This is a genomic window from Gilliamella sp. HK2 (assembly GCF_001690265.1).
GTDB classification, from domain to species: Bacteria; Pseudomonadota; Gammaproteobacteria; order Enterobacterales; family Orbaceae; genus Gilliamella; species Gilliamella apicola_C.
The window spans coordinates 1-4,688 of record NZ_LZGV01000078.1 but is presented as its reverse complement, the minus strand read 5'-3'; the positions used below and the strand labels follow the sequence as shown (position 1 = coordinate 4,688).

At 27.7% G+C, this 4,688-nt stretch carries 6 protein-coding genes; all 6 read right to left on the bottom strand.

Going from position 1 to position 4,688, the window contains the following annotated elements:
* The coding region (locus A9G45_RS07115; RefSeq protein WP_141673637.1) for a hypothetical protein at positions 1 to 783 on the bottom strand (783 nt) is incomplete at its 3' end.
* Positions 784 to 809: 26 nt separating this feature from the next.
* Positions 810 to 1,412 (bottom strand): hypothetical protein, encoded by a 603-nt coding sequence (locus A9G45_RS07110; RefSeq protein WP_065568002.1) that lies wholly within the window; start codon positions 1,410 to 1,412, stop codon positions 810 to 812.
* A gap of 320 nt (positions 1,413 to 1,732) precedes the next feature.
* The gene (locus A9G45_RS07105; RefSeq protein ID WP_065568003.1) at positions 1,733 to 2,329 is read right to left on the bottom strand and encodes a hypothetical protein; all 597 of its coding nucleotides are present in this window, start codon (positions 2,327 to 2,329) and stop codon (positions 1,733 to 1,735) included.
* Between the two features lie 2 nt (positions 2,330 to 2,331).
* On the bottom strand, positions 2,332 to 2,922 hold the full coding sequence (locus tag A9G45_RS07100) for a hypothetical protein (protein ID WP_065568004.1): 591 nt from the start codon (positions 2,920 to 2,922) through the stop codon (positions 2,332 to 2,334).
* A 121-nt stretch (positions 2,923 to 3,043) separates the two neighbouring features.
* A complete protein-coding gene (locus A9G45_RS07095; protein ID WP_065572385.1) occupies positions 3,044 to 4,105 on the bottom strand; it encodes a hypothetical protein in 1,062 nt (353 codons plus the stop codon).
* Between the two features lie 261 nt (positions 4,106 to 4,366).
* The coding region (locus A9G45_RS07085; RefSeq protein ID WP_141673636.1) for an integrase core domain-containing protein at positions 4,367 to 4,688 on the bottom strand (322 nt) is incomplete at its 5' end.

Below are 4,688 nucleotides of genomic sequence, written 5' to 3'. Positions count from 1 at the left end.
TTTTGCTTGAAGTAATGCTAATTTTTTAACTAAAAGGTCATGATAATAGTTGTAAGATTCTATATTGCAAGTCGTATTATATTCATCTTGATAACAAGTTCTAAGTTTATCCGTTTCAAAATTTGAAGGCCCAGATTTATCGAGCACTTCAAATTGATCTGGATAAATAATACGATATTTATAACCATCATCAAATAAAAATTCTTTAAGCTTAAATTGCAAATTTTCTTTATCAATTTGATAATGTTTCCAAAATACTGGCTGAATATAGCTACCAAAGTCTTTTACTAATAAGATATAAATATTTCCATTAGGATTAATATAATAATATTGATTACTTAACCAATAATAACTGATGACGTCATAATAAATATTTGCTAATGTAATTGTATCTTTAATATTCCCTTGATCAGTAAGTGATAAATTCAGTGCATTAACTGGATAACTATTATCATTAATTGTTCTATTAAACTCTTTTTTATTAATAATTAGCTTCAGCTCACCGTTATCGTATATATCAATATTCTTATTAACAACCTCATATAAATTATTAAAATAAGGAGCAATTTGGTTTATTGGGCAACTTTCCCTATTTTTTTCTCTTTCATTATTAGTAAGTTGCCAAAAATCATGTATTTTTTGACAATCTTTTTCCAATTGTCCCATACCTATAGATTCAATAATGGGCACACCTTTGTAACCATCAGCAACATCAAATTGCTTGCTGTACACATATGAACTAAATGCCAGTAAAATCAACGAAAAATATAATGAAAACTTCATCACTTAACCCTTTATAATTAATGATATTATTTAATTTTATTGAAAAAACCAGAACGGCTCATTTGGTATTTAATTTCCTTAGTCTGAATATCATTTTTTTTAGGATCTTCATCGAATTCAAAAAGGTTTTGTTGTTGATGTTGTTTTATCAAGATCTTTCCATTTGTTTTTATAACAAAATCATTCCAGTAAGATATTTCGCCATTTTGTATTTTATAAAGGACTATGGCATCAATTAGATTATTTTGAGCATCAAAACTATTCAACTGAAAAGTAAAAACATTAGCATCATTCTCGCCAATAGCCATATAAATAATTCCCTTATATAAAATACCTTCATAATAAAAATAAATATGTGGAAAATAGAATGCACTTTTAGCTAAATATTCAAATAGTTTAGGTTTAAATGAAAATTCTTTATTAGAGAATCTTAATGGAAAAGGCATATTAGGGGATAGCTTTATACCGAAATCACTCCAATAATAGTATTTTTCTAATTCCTTAGAAGAATAAGGCAATTTTATTTTCTGATAATAATGTAAATCATTTTTTTCATTTACAGAAAATACAGCATTTATATTGGAGAACATTAATAGGAAGGTAATTATAAAACTATTTAAAAATTTCATTATTTAATTTCCTTGATTTTTTCTTCTTTTGATATATAGCTAATACTTTTTCAAATTTAGATAGTTTATAATTTTTTACAATATAATAGTCAAATTAGTCATTATTTGAGGCCGCCTTAAACACATGAAATACGAAATTTTTATGTATTCTGCTTTTAGCTTACACAAATAAAAAAATACCTATATGAGAAACTTTGAAACTAGCAATTAGCGATTGGTATGTCCACACAGAGTTATGTAAAATATTGAGCATCAATATAGGCTAGTAAAAGTGATGAAGAAAGCACCTTATTATTCTAATTTATATTTAGTCACATTCATTATTCAAAGTTAATATTACCTTTATCATCAATAAAATAATAACTTACCTTATGTTGTTCAGTCATAAGCTTGTTTGTTTCTATATCAATGCAATATTCTGATTCTATTATTTCAAATTTCTTATTTTTATAAATACGTGTTTTTTTATTGATTGAGCATTCTGCTTGTGCACCATCCACAACAATCATTTTGCTAATTAGTTGATTACTCTTATCAAAAATCTGTAACTCAAGGGTTGGAAGGTTATAATATGAATCTTGATCATTATGATCCCAATAAGCAAAAAGGAACACATTTAGATTGCTATCAAGTGGAAGCTTTTTAAATAATATAGCTTTACCTGTGTAAGGTTTTCTATGCTCAACCATACTTAATAAAGGCGTATCAGGGTCAAAAAGTGCGTTTAGTGGGTTTTTTTTATCATAAACTTGATTATTATCAGCAAAAAAGTCTTTTAAAGAATGATAGGACGATGTTTTTTTTGAATATCCCTTAAATTCATAAAGAATATTATTGGGATCTTTATTTTTATCTTCTGCGAAAGAAAATAACGAAATCAATAAAATGCATATAGGAAAGAATTTAAATCTAATCATTTTTAATCCTGTACATTTATAATTAAGTTAAAATCAAAACCACATATATGTAAATGATGGTGATGTCTATATCCATTTGGCGGATCTTTTTTCATATGTTTTGTATATTTTAGCAATGTATTGGCGTGTTTTTTATAGGTGAAATACTCCGAATACATTAATGACGTTCTAGCCCAGCCAAACTTATATAATGCAGTATTAAATTCTTCTTGTTTGTTAAAATCGAAAAATGAATCAGTTAATTCAATTCTTTCTCCATTTCGATTTTCTGATATATACCTTAAATCTCCTGCAACTCCATTTATATGAGATTTACTCTGAACAGATTTTGCATCATAAGTGCTAAATCCATTAAATCCTAAATAATCAGCATTTAGTTCTAACATCGCACCAAGCAACCCTGCAAAACAGTCAGGGTTTATATACCACCTGTGACTATCGCTATTAAATGTTGCAAATTTTGCTTTAACATTCCCATCGGATGAAATATAACCCTTTTCAAACTCCTTAACATTAATTAATTCCACATTATGTGCTTGTGGAATATTTCCTCTCCCCATAGCCTTAGTCACATGAATAGTAAAAATACCCAACTCATGTATCTTTTTATTCTTATCATGATAAACGTATTTATATTTTTGTTCATAACCTTTTAGATAATTAACCTATCGAGGCTTTTTCTTCTATGCTACTAAATCCTGACCAATGCTATCCTTAATCATTGTGACATTTTACGATTCCTTGTCTATCACGTTTTTTACACGAAATCGATTCCAATAGCTTGAAATGCCCACTATTATCTATTTTATAATGCCTCCATTTTTCAATATGTTGCGTTTCGTCACTACCAACATAATTTAGTAACCAAATATTCTTAAAATTTTTATCAATATAGTAATCCTGTTCAAAGGCAGCCGATTCTAAAATTTTTTCTTTATAAATGGATAATCTATCAATTAATTTATTACCTTTTTCAATATTTAAATATATTTCGAAATCAAACTCTTTGTGCTGTTTTTTAGTTAAATTGTATTGATATTCTCCTTTTTGATATATCACTTTCTTTTTGTCAAATAAAGTTTCACTAATTTCACTAGAATAAAGACCTAATTCATTCAAATCACACTCATTATAAAAGTATGAATTATAATAAGATCCATCAGCAGGGAAATCACACTTCTTATTCATATCATCTACAATTTTTTTATTAGTCAACATTGGATGGCCAAACCAACTAAATTCACGTTTTGGTATCTTATAATTAAATCCTCTATAGGTTACAGGTGATCCGTTATTTTTTTCTATATGCTTCGAAAATGTTATCAAGTAACCTGACTTGGTCAAAAAAACAAAATAATTGTCGATCCTTATTAAATCAGTCAAACCTTCTTTTAAGCATAAATCATCTTTGTCATTATTAGGAAATTTTATTGCTTCAAATTGATATCCTAAAGGGATTTTTTCCTCTGAAAAAATTTTTTTATACTCCTCTACTTTTTCTGTGGTTTTCCAATAAGATAAAGGGGAAGCAATATCTGTTGTCGTCTCATACGCAATAAAACAAATTGTATCGACTATAACTTCTCCATCAATTAATATGAGTTTAATTTTCGAATATCTTTCTATTAAACTTTCTCTTTCAGAATCGGATCCTCCTCCAGAAACAGAATTTTTTGAAACTTTATAAAAATCCCAAATATCCGGAGATTCATTTGAATGTACATATCCTATAGAAAACATAAAAAATAAAATCAAAGTTAAACAATTTTTTTTCATTTCATGTTATCCTGCTAATTTAAAATTTCTAATTATTCAATTACTTTAATAGCATTAAAATCAAATTTTTCTGTATCAAATGACTATTATGTAACTTATCACCATCTACTACTCCTGATATTCCACTAAATAAGTTATAAATTTCTTCTCCTATTCGAAAAGTTCGAAAATGAAATTTAGCTAAAGCATTAACAAATGCTTTAGCTTTTTTCCAATCTGATTGTAAATACCCCAAACTTAGTACACAACTCACGTAGAAAATCATGCTGCTTGTTTTAGTGTTTTATACTCAATCGGTGTCATGTTATTTAATGCCTCATGCGGTCTTTCGGTGTTATAAACCGTTAACCATTCTTCAGTTATTCTCCTTGCTTGCGCTAAGTTGTTAAAAAGATATAAATCGAGTACTTCAGTACGATAGGTACGATTAAATCGTTCAATATAGCCATTTTGATAAGGGCTACCGGGCTGGATATAATCAATGGTTATATCATGTGATTTAGCCCAGTTTATAAAGGTTTTTCCTGTAAATTCTGGCCCATTATCGACCCGTATTTTTAATGGATACCCATGATATTCGGCC

Coding starts and splice junctions, on each gene's coding strand:
- A9G45_RS07105 (WP_065568003.1), bottom strand. CDS start 2,329: ATGATTAGATTTAAATTCTTTCCTATATGCATTTTATTGATTTCGTTA.
- A9G45_RS07110 (WP_065568002.1), bottom strand. CDS start 1,412: ATGAAATTTTTAAATAGTTTTATAATTACCTTCCTATTAATGTTCTCC.
- A9G45_RS07095 (WP_065572385.1), bottom strand. CDS start 4,105: ATGAAAAAAAATTGTTTAACTTTGATTTTATTTTTTATGTTTTCTATA.